Consider the following 17,569-nt stretch of genomic DNA (forward strand, 5'->3'; position numbering starts at 1 on the left):
GAGGAAACCTGAACGGGTCTTGAGCGGCAAGCGAATTCGGTGCCGTCCCACCCCTCAGGCGACCTCAGACTGACGGGTTTCCGGCATGATCAGGGCGAGCAGCGCGAAGCCGGCCAGACCCACGATGGCGAGGCCGAGGAAGGCGCTGTGACTGCCGAGATGATCGGCCATGATACCGGCCAGCGAGGTCGACAGGGCGGCGCCGATGCCCATGGCGGTTCCGACCGCGCCGAGGGCGAGGTTGAACCGCCCGGTGCCGCGCGTGACGTCGGACACCACGAGGGGGACCATGACGCCGAACACGGCCGCCGAGACGCCGTCGAAGACCTGGATCGCGACGAGGAGTTCCGGGCTGTCGGTATAGGCGAAGAGCAGGCCGCGGATCGGCAGGGCGGCAAAACCGATGAGGAGGAGCGGGCGGCGGCCCCACTTCTCTGCGGCCCGTCCGACCGCCGGACCGGAAATCGCCAGCACGACCTGGGGCACCACGATGCAGGCGGCGATGAGCGCGGTGGCGGTCTCGCTCGCCCTTAAAGTCAGCATGCTGCCCACCAGCGGCAGCATGGCGGCGTTGGCGAGAAAGAACAGGATCATGCAGGCGGCAAAGCACAGCAGGGCGCGGTTGGTGACGATGGCCTTCAGCGCGCTCTCTTTGGGGCCGGTCTCCACCGTTTCGGACTGGCGCGCCTGTATCGGCACCGCGCCCGGACGAATGAACGAGAGCGCGATCAGGGTCGGGATCATGAGGAAGGCGGTGAGGTAGAACACCGCGTCGTTCGACAGGTAGTAGCCGCAGGCCCCCATCAGCGCCGCCGCGACCGCGTTGCCGAGCGCCGAGAAACTGGCATTGCGCCCGAGCCGCTCGCCGGCCCGCTTATGACCGACGAGGCCGATGCTGATGGCCGCGATGGCCGGTGTGAGGATGCAGCTCGCGGCGGAATGAGCCGCCATCGCAAGGAGGACGATCAGGAAGCTCGGCCACATGGCGAGAGCGAAGGCGCTGAGCGAGATCGCCACCACCGAGAGCCCCGCCGCGAAGCGTCGCGAGCGGACGGCATCGACGAACGCACCGCCCGGCACCTGACCGAGCAGGCTCACGAGACTTCCGACGGTCAGGGCGAAACCGATATCGGATTGCGTCCATTGCGCCTGCGTGAAGTACACGGCGAGAAACGGACCGAAGCCGGTCTGGAGGTTCGCGACAAAGAACGCGAAGCCATCGAGCCCCCGGCTGCTCGTCACCGAAACAGCCTGCATGTCGGTGGAAACCTCTCCGGGCTTCTCGGCATAGGCGTCGCGCCGAAGAGCCCCTCGCGGCCGGAACTCCGATCGCGGCAATTCACGGGGCTTGATGACGCGTCGATTCTGCGGGCGGGATGCCGTCATTTGTCCGGCTATTTCTCAGCCGGCTTGTCGGGCGCGGGTGAGGGAGCGGCACTCGGCGCCGGCGCCACCGGAGCCTGAACCGGCGCCGCGGGCTGGGCCGCCGGAGCCTGAGCCGCCGGAACCTGACTCGATGCGGTCGCGGGTGCCGGCTCGCCATCGGGCGGAACGCTGGGGCTGGCCGGGCCGAGGACCACGATGGGATCTCCCGGCTTGTATTCCGGTGAGACGCGCACCTGGTTGCGGCTCAATTGCAGGACGAGGCGGCTCGGCTTGCCATCGGGCGAGAAACGCATGGACCGCCAATCCACGGCGATCTTGCGGGAGCCGACCCCCAGGAAGCCGCCGAAATCGATGATGGCGGCGCGCGGGCGGCCGTCCTTGTCGAGGATGATGTCGATGATCCGGCCCATATCCTCGCCGGTGGAACTGCGTACGCCCTTGCCGAGCACGCCCTCGTAATCCTGAGTGTCCAAGACCGTGGCCGGCGTGCCGGTCGGGAGTACGGGCCCGGTGGCCGTGGGCGCAGCCTGCGGCGCTGCAGGCTGCGGAGCCGGTGCAGGCAGCAGGACGGGAGGGGCGGCGGGAGCGGCCGGTGCTGCTTCGCTCGCCGGGCCGTTGACTAGGGCGTTCCCCTCCGCTGCGGCGGCGGCAGCCCAAAGGGTGATCGACGCGGCGGCGACCATCCGGACAGTTCTGAACACGTGCGTTCCCCGAAGAAGCATCTCGCCGGTCCCCGCTCAACCTGAGCCATTCCGATGAGTTCCCACCTGCCATGGGACGGACGGCGTATGAGGGCGGACCAAGGCGAAGTTATGGATGAGGGCGGGTCGATCGGCGACGGTGTGGCTCGCCGCGATGTCGAGTTGGCAAGAACCGGACCGTCGCGGCCATGGTGGCGCGGAGTATGGGGGGTGTCCAGACGAACCGGTGGACGATCACCCCGAATTTTCCCTCCTGTCGAGGGGGGAGGTGTGACAAACGCCCTGCGATCGTCTGGTTTTCGCCTTTTGTGCATCGTAGAGATGCGCGCAAGCGTGCCGGGCCACCCGCGCGAACCAGGGTGGAATACTTTTGAGGATCAAGTCGATGCGTATCTCGTCGAACGTCTGCGCCGCGGCGCTCATCGCAGCGGCCCTGGGCGGATGCCAGGCGCTGTCCGGTAATTCCGGCGTCATGCCCGAAAGCGAAGTCGGGCCTCCGCCGTCCATGCGCGGTTCGGTTCCCGGAGCCCAGCGCCCGCGGGCGGCCGAGGTGGACCCCGACGGCGTGCCTCTCCAGACGGCGCCGACGCGGCGGCTCGACCTGCCGAAATCAGCCGGTGGCCAGGCCCGCTCGCAGGCAGAGTCGGAGCGGCGTATCCGCCGCGAGGATATTGAAGGCGATACGACCAGCCGGTCGAGCTCCGGCGGTCTCGCACCGCAGATGGGCTCGGGCGGCAGCGTCGGCCTCGGCGGTAAGTTCTGAAGAGCGCTTGCGAGACTCGCGGTCACCGCCGCTTGCCACTTCCGGCAAGGCGGCGATGCGGGAGTTTGATGAAAGGCACTGCGACGGCTCCTCCCGTACGGTAGAAACGCTGCGTGCGGATCGCGTGACGGTGTGATCTCGACGGTCAGATTAGATCGGCGCCACGCGTGTCGGTTTCGCCCCGACTCTCGGCGGCGACGAGTCCGGCAAGACCAGCGAGGAACGCGCCGGAAGCGACGATGGCGAGGGCAACCACTGCGATGATCATGCGCGGAGTGTTCCTCATCGAGTTTAAGGGATCGTTGCATTGTTGAGATTGGGCGATGCTTCTGCGTCCTTGATGAGAACCGGTGGAAAAAAATTACACGCGCGCCTCGCGACCAGGATCGGCCCTCGATCCTTCGAAATGACGGAGTAAGCCCGCGCGCTTCGCACCGGCCGCACCGCATTGGAGCGGATGACCCGATCGGCGACGCGAATGCCCTTTGCAGGGCCGGCATCCCCATATATCATTGTCATGATACAGCTTTTTGGAACGCGTCCCGATCCGTGGTCGCGGTGACGCCGCGTCGGCTAGATCCGAAGCGTGGCTGCATCGGCAACCATTCATACCCTGGCGATTGCGTATGATCGGGGATTGAGGGGGTTGCTGGGTCCCCGTTATCCCCGTCCCTTCTGTGGATGGGCGGTCGGACGATGTGTTTCCCTCTTGGAACGCTCTCAGCACCGCTTAGTTGTTGCAGCTATGCGCTCCGAGGCCCCTGGCCATGGGCGTGACGGCGCTCAAAGCCACAATCCGGAGGAACTCATGGCAACCAAGACCACCACGAAGGCAGCCGACAAGCCAGCCGCCGCCAAGAAGACCGCTGCTCCGAAGGCCGAAGGCGCCGCCAAGCCGAACGCGCTGCAGCAGCCGCTGAAGCCCTCCGAGGAACTCGCAGCCGTGGTCGGTGCCGCAGCGCTTCCGCGTGGCGAGGTCGTCAGCAAGGTCTGGGAATACATCAAGAAGCACAATCTCCAGAACCCCGAGAACAAGCGCGAGATCCTGGCCGACGACAAGCTGAAGAAGGTCTTTGGCAAGGATAAGTGCACCATGTTCGAGATGAACAAGCACCTCGCGGCTCATCTCAAGTCGGCCTGACGCCGATGCGGCCCGGCGCTTCGACAGCGCCGGGCAGGCTTTTCGAGACGGTTATACGGCCGTTCCCGGTTCGGGTGGGCCGGCCTCAGGCGATGTGCCGGATGACCCCGCCATCCACACGCAGAGCGGCTCCGCTGGTGGCGCTCGCGGCCGGACTGCAGATGTAGGCCACCATGCTGGCCACCTCCTCTACCGTCGCGAGGCGACGGATCAGCGAGGTGGAGCGGTGCTCGGCGACGAAGTCGCGGCCCAGCTTGTCAAGGTCGACCTCGGCGGTATCCTTGGCCATCTTCGCCATGAAGTCCGCGACGCCCTCCGACAGGGTCGGACCGGGCAGCACGCTGTTCACCGTCACCCCGCTTCCGGCCACAGTCTCGGCGAGGCCACGTGACACGGCAAGCTGCGCGGTCTTCGTCATGCCGTAATGCACCATCTCCACCGGGATGTTCAGGCCGGATTCGCTGGAGATGAAGACGACCCGCCCCCATCCCGCTTCGACCATGCCCGGTGTGTAAGCACGGGAGAGGCGAATGCCGCTCATGACGTTGGTCTCGTAGAAGCGAAGCCAATCCTCGTCGGCTATCTCGAAGAAGGGTTTGGGCTCGAAGATGCCGGTGTTGTTCACCAGGATGTCGACCGCCGGCAGGCCCTTCACCAAAGCTTCCGCGCCGCTCGCCGTGGCGACGTCCCCCGGTGCCGCGATGAAGCAGGTCGTGCCAGTCTCCTCCGTCAACCGCGCGATCGCCGCCCGGACCCGGTCCGGTGTGCGGCCGTTGATGGTGACCGTGGCGCCCATTTCGGCGAGAGCTTTGGCGATGCCGTATCCGATGCCGCCGGTCGAGCCGGTCACCAATGCCCGTCGACCCTTGAGATTCATGTCCATGCGTCTCGTCCTCCGTTGACAGCCCCGCGGGTCAACGCCCGAGTCGAGGTGGTGGCTGCGTTTGGCGGATCAGCCCGTTGGCTGGCGCCGCATGATGCTGGAGACGGCACCCGCCGCTGCCATGGCGCAGGCACACCAGAGCGCGGTTCCGATGGACACTGCCGTGCCGCTGGCATGGGTGAGCCCAAAGATCACCGCGACGAGGGCTGCGCCCAGCGACTGCCCGGTCAGCCGCGCCGTCGATTGCATGCCGCTGGCTCCACCGCTGCGCGAGCGTGGGGCGCTGGTGACGATCACCTTGTTGTTCGGCGATTGGAACAGACCGAAGCCGATGCCGCACAGGGTCAACCTCCAAGCAATATCCACGAGGGACGGGGCGGCGGGGAGCAGGGCCAGCGCCGCGATGCCGCCGGACATGAGCGCGAGGCCGATGCCGCCAAGGATGCCGGGCGCGTAGCGGTCGGCGAGGCGGCCGGAGATCGGCGCCGTGATCGCGATGGCGATCGGCCATGGCGTCATCAGGAAGCCGGTCTCTGTGGCTGAGAGGTGCAGCGCATCCTGGAAATAGAAGGGCAGGGCGATATAGGCCATCATCTGCGCCCCGAACGAGGCGATGGACGTCACCATCGATAAGGCGAAGGCGGGAATGCGCAGCAGATCCACCGGCAGCAGGGGCGTCGTGAGCCGTGCCTGATACCGTACGAACACGGTGCCGATGGCGAGACCGGCGGCGATCTCGGCCAGGGCGAGCCAGCGCCCGTTCGCCTCGCCAATCCCATCGAGCCCGATGATGAGAAGGCCGAAGGTGAGTGCGTTCAGGATCGCGCTCGGTACGTCGAACCGCGCGCCACTCACCGGTGTCAGCGGCAGGGTCCGCGCCGCCACCGCCAGGGCCACGAGTCCGACGGGCAGGTTGACCAGGAACAGCCATGGCCATCTCGCCACGGAGAGGATCGCGGCGGCCACGGTGGGACCGGTGGCGGAGGCCATGGCGACGATGAGAGCGACGTTGCCGACGCCCCGGCCGATCATGCGGTGGGGGTAGATGAACCGCACCAGGGCGATGTTCACGCTCATGATGCCGGCGGCGCCGAACCCCTGGGCGATCCGGGCGACGATGAGCCCGGTCAGGGATGTGGAGAGCGCGCAGGCGAGGGAGGCTGCGACGAACAGCACGAGTCCGCCGAGATAGACCTTCCGGTAGCCGAGGATGTCACCCAGGGAGGCCAGTGGCAGCAGCGATGCGGTCACCGCGATCTGGAAACCGTTGACCACGAAGATTGCGGAGGCCGGGCTGACCCCGAGATCCTTCGCCATGGCCGGCAGGGCCACGTTGACGATGGCCCCGTCCAGCACCGCCATGGTCATGGCGAGCCCGATGGCGAGGAGCGCCAGCATGCGTTCGCGAACCGGCAGGCCGTCCATCGGTTTGGTGGGGCCCGGTTCGGCCCTGCCGCCGGTTGGGGGAATTGCCTCGTGCGTCATCGCACAGAGCCGTGGACGATCCCTGCTCGCTTCGGCAAGTGCCCTATGTCACCCCTCGATATCGGGACTGGCATCGTCGTGTCTCGCGGAGGAATGACATGCGTCTGGCAATACTTCTGCTTGGCTGCCTGCTCGCCTTGTCGCCCGCCGCCGCGCGAGCCGACGATACAGGCCCTCTCGGCATCGGGTTGGAGGGGTTCGCCTATCCCTATCCCGTCTGGTTCCTCGACCTGACGCGGGACAACGAGCGCCAGCGCCTCGCCTATATGGACGTGGCACCGACCGGTGTGCCCAACGGCCGGACCGTCCTGCTGCTGCACGGCCGCAATTTTCCGTCGAGTTACTGGGAACCGGTGATCGGTGCCCTGGCCGGTGCGGGCTACCGCGTGGTCGTCCCGGACCAGCTCGGCTTCGGCAAATCATCGAAGCCGGTGGGGCCGTTCAGTTTCGACGTGATGGCGGCGGAAACGGTGGCACTCCTCGACTCCTTGAACCTTCCGCGCGTTGACGTGGTCGCCCATTCCATGGGTGGGATGCTGGCGGCGCGTCTGGCCCGGAATGCGTCGAACCGGGTGAACAGCCTCGTCCTCGAGGCGCCGATCGGTCTTGAGGATTACCGCTTCACCGTCCCGCCCGTTTCCAACGACACGCTCCTGCGCATCGAGAGTGATGTCACCGCGGACGTCTATCGTCGGCAGTTGGTGACGAATTACGCGCTGTCGCTTCCCGCCTCGGCGATCGAATCCTTCGTCTCGATCCGCGAGCGCGTGAAAGGCTCGGGCGAGTATCCGCGCTGGCTCCAATCCTTCGTCAATTCCTACCAGATCATCTGGGGCCAGCCGGTGGTGCACGAGATCCCGCTGATTGCCGTGCCGACCCTGTTCGTCATGGGCGGGAACGACCGCAACGCACCGGGCAAGCCTTTCGCCCCCGAGAACCTGCGTGCCGCCATGGGCGACAATGCCGGCCATGCCAAAGCCCTGGCGGCACGGATGTCCGATGGCCGCGCCGTCGTCTTCGACGGTATCGGCCACCTCGTCCACATGGAAGCGACCGATCGCTTCAACGCCACGATGCTCGAATTCCTCAACGGCCATTGAGCCGGGATAAACAAGGGAGGCCTCAGATGGATGTCGGCGTGATTGGGTTGGGCCGCATGGGCCGGGGCATGGTGCAGAGCCTCGTCCGGGGCGGCCATCGGGTGAGGGTGTGGAACCGGACCGCGTCCGCCGCCGGCGGTCTCGATGGCGTCACGGTCGTGCGAAACGCGGCCGACGCCTTCGCCGGGGATGCGGCGATCACGATGCTCGCCGACGACGCGGCCCTGCGTTCGGTGATCGTCGAAGGAGGGCTTCTCGATTCCGGCACGCGGCCCGGCCTGCATCTCAGCATGAGCACGATTTCGGTGGCGCTCGCGCGGGAACTCACTGCGATCCACGAGCGGGCCGGCGTGCCCTACATCGCCGCCCCCGTCTTCGGCAGGCCGGACGTGGCGCAGAACGGCGCCCTCAATATCGTCGTCGCCGGAGAGGAGGCCGTCATCGCGACAGCGCAACCACTGCTCGATGCCATGGGCACGAAGACATGGCCGTTCGGAGGAGAGCCGTACCGGGCCAATGCGGTGAAGCTCGCCGGCAACTTCATGCTGATCGCGGCCATCGAGGCCATGGGCGAAGCCGCCGCCTTCGCCGAAGGGCATGGCGTGGCCGGGGCCGATCTCCTCGACCTCCTGACCAACACGCTGTTCGCCTCGCCGGTCTACAAGGGCTACGGCGCTTCCATTGCCGCTGGGCGCTACGAGCCGCCGGGCTTCGGTCTGCGGCTCGGGCTCAAGGATATCGGCCTCGCCCTCGCGGCGTCCGGCGAGGTTGGCGCACCGATGCCCTTCGCCAGCGTGCTTCGCGATAACCTCATCGACGCCGTCAGCCACGGCGACGGCGACAAGGATCTCGCGGCCCTGGCGCTGGTCTCGGCGAGGCGCAGCGGACGTTGAAGGCAGGGCCGTTTCGATGCGGTGCTATGAGACCAGGAAGTCGGATGCCGTCAGAAGACCGTAACTCGTGACCGTCGCGAACTGGACGGCGCGCTCGGCGCCGCTGCCGTCGGCATCGTAGGAGAGGGAACCCGTGGAGTGGTCGTAAAGGATACGGTCGTTCGCATCGAGCGTCCCCCAACGAATGTTCTTGAACGCAGTGCCGGACAAATCGCCTTCCGCCAGGCCTTTGAAGACGGCGTTCTCGAGCCTGATCGTATCGGTCCCGTGAAAGAAATCGGTGATGCTGTCGACGTTGTCTTTACCCAGCTTCGTATCGAACACGAACGTGTTCTTCCCGCCTTCGCCCGCTAGGACGTCCGCCCCCAACCCGCCATTGATGACGTTGTCGCCATAGGTGCCTGCAATCGCGTTCGCGAGGTTGTTGCCGGTAAGGGCGATGTCGAGCAGCGGCGCTTCACGGCTGCCGATCAGGAACTCGATGGATTGGTCCTTGGCCAGCGTGAAATCGGAACTGGCATAGACCGTATCGGTACCGCGGTTCTTCGTCTCGATGACCTGATCCCGTTTGCTGCTGACGTAGTAATCGTCGTCGCCGCCCAGCCCCTTCAGCACGTCGATTCCCGCGCCGCCATCGAGACGGTTGTCGCCCGCATTGCCGGTGATCGTGTTCGCGAGGGCGTTGCCCACGCCGCCGATATCGCCCTTGCCGGTGAGCGTCAGGTTCTCGACATGGGCCGAGAGCGTATGGTTGACCGACGACAGCACGAGGTCCGTGCCCGCGCCGCGCTTCTCGATCACCACGTCGCCGAAATGATCGACGACGAACGCGTCGTTGCCGGTACCCCCTTCCATCCGGTCGATACCCTTGCCGCCGTCGAGGATGTCGTCGCCCGCTCCGCCGACGAGATGGTCGCTGCCGGAAAAGCCGTGGAGCTTGTCGTTGCCGCCAAGACCGTCGATCCGGTCATTTCGGGCGGACGCCATGGCGCCTTTGAGCAGGTCGGCGCCCGATGTCGCGCCCTTCACTTGGAACGGGTCGGCGGTCGAGACGGAATAGATCTGGACATCCGTGTCGCGGTCGGTCCTTCCGATCCCGGATTCATAGCCCGACTTGATGAGAGCGAAGGTGCCGTTTTCCAAGGCGACGATCCGAGGCCGGTCCGCCCGATATCCGCTGCCGACTGCCTCGGAATAAAAATCGAAGGCCTGACCGGTATAGGAACCGTCGGCGTCGTAGAGCCATCCGCGCGCGCTGGTGAGGACCTTGCCATCCGCGATATTGGATGCGCCGACGACCAGTTCGAGCAGCTGGCCGTTCGACAGGGTCGTCAAAGAGAGAACGTACGCGTTGTCGAACGCGTGATCCTGGACGAGATCGACCGCTTTCTTGAAGCTCCCACCCGGACCTGCCTTATAGGTCGCGGCCTTGATGTCGGTGAGCACATCCGTCTGAACGCCGCCAGCGGCCTTCTTGATGTCCCGTCCCTCATAAGCGACGGCGAAACCGCCGTTCAGGTCGGCGGTGATGGAATAGGTCACCTTCGTCTCGTACCCGCCCGCGAATTCCTTCACGTGACCGAGCTTGAACGCGTCGCCCGGTACCTTGCCGTCAGCGGTGACCACCCGCCCCATGAGGGTCGAGCTGACACGGCCCATATCGACCCAGGTGGCAAGATAGCGGCCGTCCGAGAGGGCAGTGACCTTGGTCGAGTGGGTCTGGTCGTCGTTCACCGAGCGGTCGACCACCGCGGTCGCGACGAAGCGGTGGTTCGCGTCGATGATGTCGACAGTTCGGATCTTGCTGGTCGAACCCTGGGCGATATGGGCCAGAGCCATTGCCCCGTTCTCGGCGAAGGCGACGCTGTTGTCGTAGGCGCTTAGGAACGGCTCGTCCGTATCGGACAGGGAGGTGATCTTCGTGGTGTAGAAGGGCGTGAAAGTCCCTTTCGCGTCCACGGTGCCGAGGGAGTATTTCGCCTTCTGAAACTGAGTCGAGAAGTCACCGAACTTGCCGTCGAAGTAAGTACCGTCATAGACCCCGATGACGGTCGATCCGTTAGCTTGGTAGGACAGGGCCTCCACCTGGCGATCGCCGAGGGAAAGCGGGCCTTTCGAAGGGGCGCCGGTCGGCCCGAAACTGGTCAGGGTGACGGGGTGCGTGCCGGCTTCGCCGCGCGGCCCGGGAACGTAACCGCTGGTGAGCAGGGCGAACCCGGCTTTCCCCTTCGGCACGATCAGGTCGAGGCTATCTGTACCGATGACCGAATCGAGGTCGATCGGCTCTCCATTCGCTACCAGCACCGCCGACATGTCCGCTCCCCATCAATGGATACGGCAGGTGGTAGGGCGGCACCCATGCAATCTCAATCGCGGATTGAACGTCAATTCCGTCAGCGTGGATGCGTGCTAATTTTGCAACCCGTGACGCGCCTCATGTCTCTCACCAAACTCCCGTTGCGTCGTCGTGCTCCGAGCGAGAACCGACCGTGACCGGGAGTCTTGTGAGGTACTCTTACAGGGCCCCCTCACGCACGGCCCCCGGATCGGCCAGCATGTGCAGCAACCTTGCGGCGGAATGGGCGAAGCGCAGGGTCACCGCCTTGCGGCGGGCGCCGCTGAGGACATGGTCTGCCGGATCACGCAGGATCGCGGCGCTGTAGCCGTCCGCGATGATCAGACCCGCCTCATCGGGGGTCAGCCCTTCGGGTAGGGAATCGGGAACCGCGAAATAGAAGCGGTCGCAATAGTCCCGGTAATCCGGCCACTTCTTGTCGGCGCGGAAGTCGGCGACGCTGGACTTGATCTCGACGATGGTCAGCCGGCCCGCCGGGCACAGGGCGATGACATCCGCCCGCCTGCCATTGGCGAGGGAGAATTCCGGGATCGTCACATGGCCGAGATCGGCAAAGAGCCGCCGGACCCCGCGCTGGACCTGAAGCGCGGTTGCCGATTGCCGGCGGTCCGGCGGCAAGACGATATGGGCGAGGGCTGCTGACATGGCTTCGCTTGGGGAGAGGGCGGTCTCGAATCGACTGTCCCGTCAGGGAATCAGGTCGGGCCGCCCTTGTCACCTGCGGCAGCCTGCCCAGCCGCAAGTGCGGCACGGATCGCGTCGAAGCCGTCGGTGAGCGCCGCCGGCCCGGGCTGCAGGATCAGCGGCGACTTGATCTCGTGGATACGCCCCGCCGCCACGGCGGGGATCGCGTCCCAGCCCGGCCGCTCGCGGATGCGCGATATGTTCACCCGCTTGCCGCACCAGGAGGCCAGGATGACGTCCGGCCGTGCGGCGATCACCTGTTCGGACGTGACGATCCTGTCCTTGGCCGCCGGCTGGCGGGCGAGGTCGGGAAAGACGTCGTCGCCGCCGGCATAACCGATGAGTTCAGAGACCCAGCCGATCCCTGAGATCATCGGCTCGTCCCATTCCTCGAAATAGACTGTCAGTCTTGGTGGGCCGGCATTGTCGAGGGCGGCGGCGCCGAGGCGGTGGGCGTAACCCTGGGCCAGGGCGTCGGCCTTCTCGCTCGCACCGACCAGGGCGCCCACGGTACGGATCATGGCGAGGCAGCCGGCGACGTCGCGCTGATTGAAGAGATGGACCGAGATTCCGGCGCGGGCGAGATCGGCGACGATCTCCGCCTGCATGTCGGAGAAGGCGAGGACGAGGTCCGGCTGCAATGCCAGAATCTTCGGCAGGTCGGCGCTGGTGAAGGCCGAAACGCGCGGCTTCTCCTTGCGCACGCGGGCAGGGCGCACGGCGTAGCCGGACACGCCGACGATCCTGTCCTCCTCCCCCAGCAGGTAGAGGGTCTCGACGGTTTCCTCGGTGAGGCAGACGATGCGTTCGGGCGGGAACCGGCGCATGCGATATCAGGACTTGAAGAAGCTGAAGACGCCAGCGCCCGGCGCGAGCCAGACGAAGGCCCAGACGAAGGCCGAGCCCCAATTGGCCAGCTGGAACGGCAGGCGCGCCACTTCAAACATCCCGGCGATGAGCGGCACCACCGCGCGGGCCGGCCCGATGAACCGGCCGATGACGATGCCCCAGGCGCCGTAGCGCCGGCAGAAATCCTCGCCTTTGGCGACCATCTGCGGGTAGCGGCTCATCGGCCAGATCGTCTTGGCCCCGTGCTGGAAATAGCGGCCGATCTCGTAGGAGACCCAGTCACCGAGCCCGGCGCCGATGCCGCCGGCGATCACCATCGGCCAGAACGGAATGCCGCTGGCACCGATCAGCGCGCCGATCCCCACCAGCAGCACGGTGGCGGGGACCAGGATCGACAGGAACGCTAGGGATTCGCAGAAGGCGAGCGCGCCGACGATGAGCGGAGCCCAATCCTTGTGCGTTTCCACGAAGGTCAGGATCGTGGTCTTCAGCGCTTCGAAATCCATGGAGGCCCCTGCGTTTCGCGCCCGATGTGCGGGAACGTCGCTCTCCCGGCAAGCGTCGATCTCGTCACGTCGGGAGCCTCACGTCGGTTATGAATGCACCGCGGGGCAAAACCGGCTACGACGCTGCCCGTCGCGCTCGCACCCGTCGCAGCAAGGCCGGATACGCCGATGAGAATTCTATCGATCCAGTCGCACGTCGCCTTCGGCCATGTGGGCAATGCCTCGGCGGTGTTTCCCATGCAGCGCCTCGGCGTCGAGGTCTGGCCGATCCATACCGTGCAGTTCTCCAACCATACCGGTTACGGCGCCTGGCGCGGCCGGGTGTTCGACGGGCCGATGATCGAGGACCTCGTCCTCGGCATTGCGGAGCGCGGCGTACTCGGCCGATGCGACGGCGTCCTGTCCGGCTACATGGGGTCGGCCGATATCGGCACCGCCATCGTGCGGGCCGTGGCGGCGGTGCGAAACGCCAACCCGAAGGCGCTGTATTGCTGCGACCCGGTGATGGGCGACACCGATCGGGGGATCTATGTCCGCCCCGGTATCCCTGAATTCCTGCGCGACCAGGCCTTGCCCGCCGCCGACATCGTCACCCCGAACCAGTTCGAGCTGAACTTCCTGTCGGGCCTGCCCACCGGCACACTCGGCGAGGCCAAAGCCGCCCTGGCGGCGATCCAGGCACTCGGGCCGCGCGTCGTGCTGGTGACGTCCCTGGTCACGGAGGACACCCCGTCCGAGTCCATAGACCTGATGGCCGGGGAGGGCGGTCTGTTCTGGCGCCTGCGCACCCCGCGCCTCGCCCTCGACGTGAATGGCGCGGGCGACGCCATCGCGGCCCTGTTCCTCGTCCATTACGCCCGCACCGGCTCGGCGGCGCTGGCTTTGGGCATGGCCGGTGCTTCGGTCTACGGCCTCCTGCGCCGCACGGCGGAAGCGGGCTCGCGCGAGATCCTCACCGTCGACGCGCAGGACGAGTTCGTGGCACCCAGCGAGACGTTCCCGGTAGAACCGGTCTGATGGTCAGCGAGAAGGAAAAGCCGATGAGCCGCCGCTTCGTCACCCTCGACGTGTTCACCGACACACCCTTCGCCGGGAACCCGCTGGCCGTGGTGCTAGATTCGGAGGGGCTCGACGACGCGGCGATGCAGCGGATCGCGGGCGAGTTCAACCTGTCCGAGACGGTGTTCGTGCTGCCGCCGACGGAGGCGCGCCACAAGGCTCGCCTGCGCATCTTCACACCCGCCCGCGAGCTGCCCTTCGCTGGCCACCCGACGCTCGGGGCGGCGATCCTGCTGGCTCTGCGCGATGCGAAATCCGGCCTCACCGACGCTACCGCCTTCGGTCTCGAAGAGACGATCGGCACCGTGGCCTGCGTCGTCGAGGCGGGCGAGGGGAGGGGACGCGGACGCTTCAAGCTCCCGATCCTGCCGCAATACGAGGGCGAGGGGCCGGACGCGACGCTCCTCGCCCAGATGGTCGGATTGGAGACGCAGGATATCGGCTTCGGGCGTCACGTGCCGAGCCGGCACACGGCAGGGCCGGCTTTCCTGTTCGTGCCGGTCACTACGCGGGCGAAGCTCGACGCGGCCCGCGTGGACCTCGCCGCCTTCTCCACCCTGGATCCTCAGACGGCGCTCTATCTCTATGCCGTGGACCCGGAAGGCCTCGGCCTCCGCTTCCAGACCCGGATGTTCGCGCCGCATCTCGGCGTGGTGGAGGACCCGGCGACGGGGTCGGCCGCCGCGGCCTTCGCCGGCGTGATGATGGAGTTCGAGCCCCTCGGTGACGGCGAGCACGATGTCCTGATCCGCCAGGGGATCGCCATGGGCCGCCCGAGCGAGATCGAGCTCCAGCTGGTCATCGAATCGGGGGCCCTCCAATCCGTCGAGATCGGCGGCGCGGCCGTGGTGATGAGTGAGGGAACGCTGCTTGTCTGACGGTTTCACCCTCACGCGGATCGAGAGGGTGACGGCCCGTCTGGTGCCGTTCGAATGGGAATGGGCGCGGGACAACGCGGCTGTCATCGCCGAGAACTGGCGTTGCCGGTGCGCCGCGCGGTCGGGGCTGTTCGACGGGCGCGTGCTCCTCGCGAAGTCGTGCCGGATCGAGGGGACATCCTGTTCCGTCGAGCTGTTCGAGACCTCCTATGCGAGCTTCATCACCCACAAGGACCTGGGTTCGCCCGACCCGCGTGTCCTCAACGCCTTCGCGGCCATCGTCCCTCAAGGGTCGGACGGCGCCGTGCTGCTCGGGATGATGGGCGCTCACACCGCCAATGCCGGACAGGCCTACTTCCCCTGCGGCACGCCGGACCTCGACGACGTGCGGGATGGCGACGAGGTCGATCTCGCCGGCAGCGCCGAGCGGGAGTTCGTGGAAGAGACCGGCATGGCGCTTCCGGCCGACGCTCCGGAAGCGTGGCTTCTGCTGCGCGGAAGGACCCAGGCGGCATTTCTGCGGCCCGTGATATTCCGTGAACGGGCGGACGCGCTGCGCGAGGAAATGGAGCGCCATCGCCGCGCAGAGATCGAGCCGGAGCTCGCCGGTTTCATCACGGTCGCGTCCAGCGGCGAGATCGACCCCCGTTCGATGCCCAACTTCGTCCAGGCATACCTGCGCCACGTATTCCAGCCGTCGTGCTCCTCCACGTTCCGGAGCGGCTGAACCGAGGCCACGATCCACAGGCGTCGAACGGCCTGCCCGAGCGGTCGACGTCCGACACTGGGTATCCATCCCAGAATGCCCGGGACGGGTGGCTTTGCGCCGGTCTGATTTCGGTCGGAGGGCATGAAGGCGGCCCTCCCGGTCGGGCCACAAAGAAGTACGTGCTACGATGCGCTGACAGCCGGGGTTCGGCTTCGTGCGGAAGACATCTCCCCCGCAGCAAGGAGAAACGGGAGAAGGACGGCGGTGAACGCCTCAGGATGCGAGTAGTTGATCCCGTGGGCCGCCCCCGGAATGACAGCAAAACGGCCTCGCGGCAGGGAACTTGCGAGGCTCACGACGAATGCATGGGGGACGATGTAGTCACGCGTGCCCCAAACCACGAGCGTCGGCTGCTCGACCCGCAGCGCCTTCTCTCCGATGCGATTGTCGACCATGCTACGCAAGGTCAGGATGTAGCGTCCGATGCCGGCACGGGCATAATCCGAGAGCGCCACCCAGGCGAGCGACCAGCGCTCGAACGGCGCAATGGCGAGGAAGCCAATCACTTGCCGGACCAGGTTACGCGCCTCGGGGTCCGGCGTGGGCCCCTGCAACACGAGGCGGTCCACGAGCTGGGGGTGAACCAGCGCGAGTTCGACCAGCACCTCGCAGCCGAGCGAATTCCCGACAAAGGCTGCGCGCTTCACCCCGATCGCTGTCATGAAGGCCGCCAATGCATCCGCGAGCTCGCGAACCGTGAGCGTGCGGCGAGGCATTTCGCTCAATCCGAAGCCGGGCAGGTCAGGAGCATAGACCTCAAAATGAGGGGCGAGATGCTTTGCCAGCGGGATCATGTACCGGCTCGACATCCCGAGCCCATGGACGAGGATGACGGGTATGCGGTCACCCGGCACAGCATCGAGCGAGACGCGGGCATGCATCGTCCTGCCGTCGACGCGGATCTGCCTCGCTTCGAGCCGGCCCAGATGTGCGCGCCGATACCGGCTGGCACGCCGCCGAGCCAAGGATTTGACCAGCGCCAAGCCTGCCAGGATCCCGCTCGCCGTCACAAGGATCCACCGCAGGGACATAGGCGCCTTCCCGTTTCAGGTCGCTTCCGCCATCCGCGAGAATGGGTGCTCCCGTCCGCTCTCTAGCAGCAGACGCACCATCTCGTACGGCTGGTTTGGATCCAGGCGGACGGTTCGAAGGGGGCCGACTTCGATCATTAGCGCACCGGGCGCAACACCAACCGGTCGCCGCGGACTTCGTAAGAGCCGAGCCTGTCGAGGAAGCTCATCCCGAGGAGGTTACCCGACAAGGCGCCGCGGCGGCTTACCAGGGCCGAGACCCGCCGTTCAGTGATCGTGCCGACGGTGAGGCTGTCGAGAAAGACCGGGGCGGCCATCGCGATGCCGTTGGCGGTCGAGACGCGGATTGCGAAGTCGGAGTCCGCCGGCGAAATCCCGATGGCCGCGGCGTTGTCCGCTGTGAGAACCACGGAACTCGCGCCCGTATCGAACTGGAAGACCTGGGCGCGGCCGTTCACCTCCGCCCGGACGGAGAACTCGCCATCGGCCCTCCGGTTGATCGTAACGCTGCCGTCGCCCGACGTGACCGCACTGCCGGGCCGGAGCGTCCCGACGAGGCGATTGCCGACATCTCCGGCCTCTTCCTTGTAGGCATAGCCCGCCACCAGAGCGACGGTGAGGGCGGCCCAGAACAGCAGCGCCTTCAGGTTGGTGCCGATCTGCTCGCGGAAGCGATGCCAGAACCCGGCGAGGAAGATGGTCAGCAGCGTTCCGCTGAAGGCGAGCCGCGCGAGCTGGTCCTTCTCGAGCCCGGCGACGGTGCTCGATCCGTCGGACAGGACGAGGAAAGCGACGATGCCGAGGAGAACGGCGAGGGCGGCATAGATCATGGCTTCGCCAGGGCCTTGTCCCGCAGGGGATAGGCGGCGCGGAGGCGATATCCGAGGGTCGCCATGATGGCCTGCCGCTTCGCCTCCGACAGCGATCCCCACCGTCCGATCTCGTCGCGGGTGCGGCCGCAGCCTTCGCAGAGCCCGGTCGCCGCATCGAGGATGCAGAGTTTCGTGCAGGGGCTGGAGGGTTTGGCGGCGTGCGGCTGATCCATCGCCACTTCCATGCCCTCAGGCACCGGCCGCGATCAAGTC

Annotated in this window: 19 protein-coding genes; 7 read left to right on the top strand and 12 right to left on the bottom strand. The window is 66.5% G+C overall.

The window, feature by feature from the left end; genetic code table 11:
• Window positions 1-54: 54 nt before the first annotated feature.
• Both FPV16_RS19870 and FPV16_RS19875 read right to left on the bottom strand, forming a co-directional pair.
• Window positions 55-1,386 (bottom strand): MFS transporter, encoded by a 1,332-nt coding sequence (locus FPV16_RS19870; protein ID WP_227440093.1) that lies wholly within the window; start codon window positions 1,384-1,386, stop codon window positions 55-57.
• Window positions 1,387-1,394: 8 nt separating this feature from the next.
• A complete protein-coding gene (locus tag FPV16_RS19875; protein ID WP_413629325.1) occupies window positions 1,395-2,087 on the bottom strand; it encodes a PRC-barrel domain-containing protein in 693 nt (230 codons plus the stop codon).
• Between the two features lie 385 nt (window positions 2,088-2,472).
• On the opposite strand from FPV16_RS19875, the gene FPV16_RS19880 reads away from it, so the two are divergent.
• The gene (locus tag FPV16_RS19880) at window positions 2,473-2,850 is read left to right on the top strand and encodes a hypothetical protein (protein WP_227440094.1); all 378 of its coding nucleotides are present in this window, start codon (window positions 2,473-2,475) and stop codon (window positions 2,848-2,850) included.
• 145 nt (window positions 2,851-2,995) lie between these two features.
• On the opposite strand, the gene FPV16_RS26150 is transcribed toward FPV16_RS19880, so the two are convergent.
• Window positions 2,996-3,118, bottom strand: a complete 123-nt coding sequence (locus FPV16_RS26150; RefSeq protein ID WP_264483952.1) for a hypothetical protein — start codon at window positions 3,116-3,118, stop codon at window positions 2,996-2,998.
• Between the two features lie 540 nt (window positions 3,119-3,658).
• On the opposite strand from FPV16_RS26150, the gene FPV16_RS19885 reads away from it, so the two are divergent.
• Window positions 3,659-3,991 carry an SWIB/MDM2 domain-containing protein gene (locus FPV16_RS19885; protein ID WP_027174472.1) on the top strand — a complete coding sequence of 111 codons (333 nt, stop codon included), beginning with the start codon at window positions 3,659-3,661 and terminating at the stop codon, window positions 3,989-3,991.
• A gap of 85 nt (window positions 3,992-4,076) precedes the next feature.
• Here the strand turns inward: FPV16_RS19885 and FPV16_RS19890 are convergent, their stop codons facing one another.
• Together FPV16_RS19890 and FPV16_RS19895 are read right to left on the bottom strand one after the other, a co-directional pair.
• The gene (locus FPV16_RS19890) at window positions 4,077-4,874 is read right to left on the bottom strand and encodes an SDR family NAD(P)-dependent oxidoreductase (protein ID WP_227440095.1); all 798 of its coding nucleotides are present in this window, start codon (window positions 4,872-4,874) and stop codon (window positions 4,077-4,079) included.
• A gap of 69 nt (window positions 4,875-4,943) precedes the next feature.
• Window positions 4,944-6,299 carry an MFS transporter gene (locus tag FPV16_RS19895; protein ID WP_227440122.1) on the bottom strand — a complete coding sequence of 452 codons (1,356 nt, stop codon included), beginning with the start codon at window positions 6,297-6,299 and terminating at the stop codon, window positions 4,944-4,946.
• A gap of 158 nt (window positions 6,300-6,457) precedes the next feature.
• Between FPV16_RS19895 and FPV16_RS19900 the strand changes: the two genes are divergently transcribed.
• The gene (locus FPV16_RS19900; protein WP_319802256.1) at window positions 6,458-7,459 is read left to right on the top strand and encodes an alpha/beta hydrolase; all 1,002 of its coding nucleotides are present in this window, start codon (window positions 6,458-6,460) and stop codon (window positions 7,457-7,459) included.
• A gap of 26 nt (window positions 7,460-7,485) precedes the next feature.
• Window positions 7,486-8,352 (top strand): NAD(P)-dependent oxidoreductase, encoded by an 867-nt coding sequence (locus tag FPV16_RS19905; RefSeq protein WP_227440096.1) that lies wholly within the window; start codon window positions 7,486-7,488, stop codon window positions 8,350-8,352.
• A gap of 24 nt (window positions 8,353-8,376) precedes the next feature.
• Here the strand turns inward: FPV16_RS19905 and FPV16_RS19910 are convergent, their stop codons facing one another.
• The 4 genes from FPV16_RS19910 to FPV16_RS19925 form a co-directional block, all read right to left on the bottom strand.
• On the bottom strand, window positions 8,377-10,665 hold the full coding sequence (locus FPV16_RS19910; protein ID WP_227440097.1) for a calcium-binding protein: 2,289 nt from the start codon (window positions 10,663-10,665) through the stop codon (window positions 8,377-8,379).
• A 202-nt stretch (window positions 10,666-10,867) separates the two neighbouring features.
• Window positions 10,868-11,353, bottom strand: a complete 486-nt coding sequence (locus tag FPV16_RS19915; protein WP_227440098.1) for an MmcB family DNA repair protein — start codon at window positions 11,351-11,353, stop codon at window positions 10,868-10,870.
• Window positions 11,354-11,403: 50 nt separating this feature from the next.
• On the bottom strand, window positions 11,404-12,219 hold the full coding sequence (locus FPV16_RS19920) for a cobalamin-binding protein (RefSeq protein WP_227440099.1): 816 nt from the start codon (window positions 12,217-12,219) through the stop codon (window positions 11,404-11,406).
• A 6-nt stretch (window positions 12,220-12,225) separates the two neighbouring features.
• Complete coding sequence (locus FPV16_RS19925; protein WP_227440100.1) at window positions 12,226-12,747, bottom strand: DedA family protein; 522 nt, start codon at window positions 12,745-12,747, stop codon at window positions 12,226-12,228.
• Window positions 12,748-12,915: 168 nt separating this feature from the next.
• Here FPV16_RS19925 and pdxY point away from each other — a divergent pair, with 168 nt between their 5' ends.
• The 3 genes from pdxY to FPV16_RS19940 are packed head-to-tail and all read left to right on the top strand — an operon-like array spanning window position 12,916 to window position 15,411.
• Window positions 12,916-13,764, top strand: coding sequence for a pyridoxal kinase PdxY (pdxY, locus tag FPV16_RS19930; RefSeq protein WP_227440101.1), 849 nt, complete (start codon window positions 12,916-12,918; stop codon window positions 13,762-13,764).
• A gap of 23 nt (window positions 13,765-13,787) precedes the next feature.
• A complete protein-coding gene (locus FPV16_RS19935; RefSeq protein ID WP_227440102.1) occupies window positions 13,788-14,684 on the top strand; it encodes a PhzF family phenazine biosynthesis protein in 897 nt (298 codons plus the stop codon).
• On the top strand, window positions 14,677-15,411 hold the full coding sequence (locus tag FPV16_RS19940) for an NUDIX hydrolase (RefSeq protein ID WP_227440103.1): 735 nt from the start codon (window positions 14,677-14,679) through the stop codon (window positions 15,409-15,411). Before FPV16_RS19935 ends, FPV16_RS19940 begins: the two co-directional genes overlap by 8 nt.
• 164 nt (window positions 15,412-15,575) lie before the next feature.
• On the opposite strand, the gene FPV16_RS19945 is transcribed toward FPV16_RS19940, so the two are convergent.
• The 3 genes from FPV16_RS19945 to FPV16_RS19955 form a co-directional block, all read right to left on the bottom strand.
• Window positions 15,576-16,436 (bottom strand): alpha/beta fold hydrolase, encoded by an 861-nt coding sequence (locus tag FPV16_RS19945; RefSeq protein ID WP_227440104.1) that lies wholly within the window; start codon window positions 16,434-16,436, stop codon window positions 15,576-15,578.
• Window positions 16,437-16,621: 185 nt separating this feature from the next.
• The gene (locus tag FPV16_RS19950) at window positions 16,622-17,314 is read right to left on the bottom strand and encodes a TIGR02281 family clan AA aspartic protease (protein WP_227440105.1); all 693 of its coding nucleotides are present in this window, start codon (window positions 17,312-17,314) and stop codon (window positions 16,622-16,624) included.
• Entirely contained in the window at window positions 17,311-17,529 is a 219-nt protein-coding gene (locus tag FPV16_RS19955; protein ID WP_227440106.1) for a DUF1289 domain-containing protein, read from the bottom strand. The genes FPV16_RS19950 and FPV16_RS19955 overlap by 4 nt, the downstream gene beginning before the upstream one ends.
• Window positions 17,530-17,569: the final 40 nt, after the last annotated feature.

It is taken from the genome of Methylobacterium sp. W2 (assembly GCF_020662345.1).
GTDB lineage: Bacteria > Pseudomonadota > Alphaproteobacteria > Rhizobiales > Beijerinckiaceae > Methylobacterium.

Coding starts and splice junctions, on each gene's coding strand:
- FPV16_RS19870 (WP_227440093.1), bottom strand. CDS start 1,386: ATGACGGCATCCCGCCCGCAGAATCGACGCGTCATCAAGCCCCGTGAA.
- FPV16_RS19880 (WP_227440094.1), top strand. CDS start 2,473: ATGCGTATCTCGTCGAACGTCTGCGCCGCGGCGCTCATCGCAGCGGCC.
- FPV16_RS26150 (WP_264483952.1), bottom strand. CDS start 3,118: ATGATCATCGCAGTGGTTGCCCTCGCCATCGTCGCTTCCGGCGCGTTC.
- FPV16_RS19885 (WP_027174472.1), top strand. CDS start 3,659: ATGGCAACCAAGACCACCACGAAGGCAGCCGACAAGCCAGCCGCCGCC.
- FPV16_RS19890 (WP_227440095.1), bottom strand. CDS start 4,874: ATGGACATGAATCTCAAGGGTCGACGGGCATTGGTGACCGGCTCGACC.
- FPV16_RS19895 (WP_227440122.1), bottom strand. CDS start 6,299: ATGGACGGCCTGCCGGTTCGCGAACGCATGCTGGCGCTCCTCGCCATC.
- FPV16_RS19900 (WP_319802256.1), top strand. CDS start 6,458: ATGCGTCTGGCAATACTTCTGCTTGGCTGCCTGCTCGCCTTGTCGCCC.
- FPV16_RS19905 (WP_227440096.1), top strand. CDS start 7,486: ATGGATGTCGGCGTGATTGGGTTGGGCCGCATGGGCCGGGGCATGGTG.
- FPV16_RS19910 (WP_227440097.1), bottom strand. CDS start 10,665: ATGTCGGCGGTGCTGGTAGCGAATGGAGAGCCGATCGACCTCGATTCG.
- FPV16_RS19915 (WP_227440098.1), bottom strand. CDS start 11,353: ATGTCAGCAGCCCTCGCCCATATCGTCTTGCCGCCGGACCGCCGGCAA.
- FPV16_RS19920 (WP_227440099.1), bottom strand. CDS start 12,219: ATGCGCCGGTTCCCGCCCGAACGCATCGTCTGCCTCACCGAGGAAACC.
- FPV16_RS19925 (WP_227440100.1), bottom strand. CDS start 12,747: ATGGATTTCGAAGCGCTGAAGACCACGATCCTGACCTTCGTGGAAACG.
- pdxY (WP_227440101.1), top strand. CDS start 12,916: ATGAGAATTCTATCGATCCAGTCGCACGTCGCCTTCGGCCATGTGGGC.
- FPV16_RS19935 (WP_227440102.1), top strand. CDS start 13,788: ATGAGCCGCCGCTTCGTCACCCTCGACGTGTTCACCGACACACCCTTC.
- FPV16_RS19950 (WP_227440105.1), bottom strand. CDS start 17,314: ATGATCTATGCCGCCCTCGCCGTTCTCCTCGGCATCGTCGCTTTCCTC.
- FPV16_RS19955 (WP_227440106.1), bottom strand. CDS start 17,529: ATGGATCAGCCGCACGCCGCCAAACCCTCCAGCCCCTGCACGAAACTC.